Below are 1683 nucleotides of genomic sequence, written 5' to 3' on the forward strand. Positions count from 1 at the left end.
CGGTAGATGTCAAGCAAGCTGTCGTGTCTGATCATTGTCACGCCGCCTGTTTTTCTGGTTCAACCAGCGTGACTTCGGGTTCCCGCTCCGGATTGAGGGAAACGGTTTCGATGGGCGTCCAGTTGCGGGTCTTGCCGCTCCAGCGCGCTGGGTTGGCCTTGCGGGCCGCCAGGTTCAGTGCGTGACGCCGCGTCAGGATGACCTGATCCTTGCCCGCATGGCGCTCGCCCGGTGTCACGAAGCGAATGCCGCTGTGGCGGTGCTCATGGTTGTACCAGTGGACGAAGCCATGCACCCATTGCCGTGCCTCAGCGACGCTGGCAAAACCGTCCACCGGGTAATCCGGCCGGTACTTGCAGGTACGGAACGCCGCCTCGGAGTAGGGGTTGTCGTTACTGACCCGTGGCCGGCTGTAGGACGGCGTGATGTTGAGGTCGTGCAGCTTCTCCAGCAGCGTGGCGCCCTTGAACGGGCTGCCGTTGTCGGCATGCAGCACCAGCGGCTGGTTGACCACCTTCTCGGCCAGCACGGCCCGCTCGATGACGGTGCGCGAGTTGAGCGCTGACTCGGCCAGGAAGACCTCCCAGCCAACGATCTTGCGGCTGAAGATATCGAGGATCATCACCAGGTAGTAATGCTCACCCTTGATCGGCCCACCGAGCCAGGTGCAATCCCAAGACCAGGTCTGATTGGGACCGGTCGCGTGGTAGGTCGTGGGCCTGGCGTGGTGCCTCGGCGCTTTGGCACGCCCGCGATGGACGACTTCGTGATGCCGTCGCAATACCCGGTAGAACGTCGATACCGAGGCGATATAGCGGCTTTCCTCGTCCAGCAACCGCACGACGATCTGGTCAGGTGGCAGGTTGGCGAATTCCGGCCGGTGGCACACATCAAGGATCTCCTGCTCCTCAGCCGCCGTCAGGGCATTGGTGGGCACCGGCCGCTCGGCAAAAGGGCGCTGATCCTCCCGGAGTTCGCCATCACGGGTCCAGCGCTGATGGGTCCGGGGCGTGATGCCCAGAACCTCGCAGGCGGGCTCGAGACGGGCACCAGCGTTGCGCGCCTCATTGATCAGCTCGACAGCATGACGGCGATCCGGGGTGCTGATCATTCGTCCTCGTCCCCCCAGATCGCCTTCGCCTTTTTTGAAAGGGTCAGCAGCGCTGCGGTTTCAGCCAATGCCGCGTTCTTGCGCTTGAGTTCCCGTTCCAGCTCACGATTGCGTTTGCGCTGCTCCTTGAGCGCGTCAGCCTCCCGCCGGCGCTCGTCATGGGAGAGGCTGGCGGCCTGCTCGCAATCATGGCGCCACCGCTGGAGCTGTTCGGGATACAGGCCACGGCGTCGGCAATACTCGGCGACTTCCTCGGCATTCATGGCCGCAGTCTCGACCACGGCAGCGAACTTATCCCGAGAAGACCAACCTTCGGTCCCTTGGTCAGAAGCATCGGGCAGGCAACGCCCTTCGGCACGGGCCTCCTTGCGCCACTTGTAGATGGTGGCGACCGAGATACCTTCCTGATCCGCCACCTCCTGGGCGGTCAGGTTATGGGGTGGCAGCAGCTTGGCCACCACGGCTTGTCGGCGTTCCTCGGAGTAGCGAGGCATGAGCGTCTCCTTTCGCCCCCTGATCGGTTTATAAGAACAGGGTATCAGAGGGCACGACACTCATCCTGACATTGGGGG

The 1683-nt window shown here is 63.2% G+C and carries 1 protein-coding gene; it reads right to left on the reverse strand.

Annotated elements, in window-relative coordinates:
- Positions 1–37: 37 nt before the first annotated feature.
- Positions 38–1605 (reverse strand): IS3 family transposase gene (locus FEI13_RS18755; RefSeq protein ID WP_240036580.1). Its coding sequence is split into 2 segments (ribosomal slippage): positions 38–1140 and positions 1140–1605, totalling 1569 coding nucleotides; the frame shifts between segments, so codons are not numbered across the junction.
- Positions 1606–1683: the final 78 nt, after the last annotated feature.

It is taken from the genome of Halomonas urmiana (assembly GCF_005780185.1).
GTDB lineage: Bacteria > Pseudomonadota > Gammaproteobacteria > Pseudomonadales > Halomonadaceae > Halomonas > Halomonas urmiana.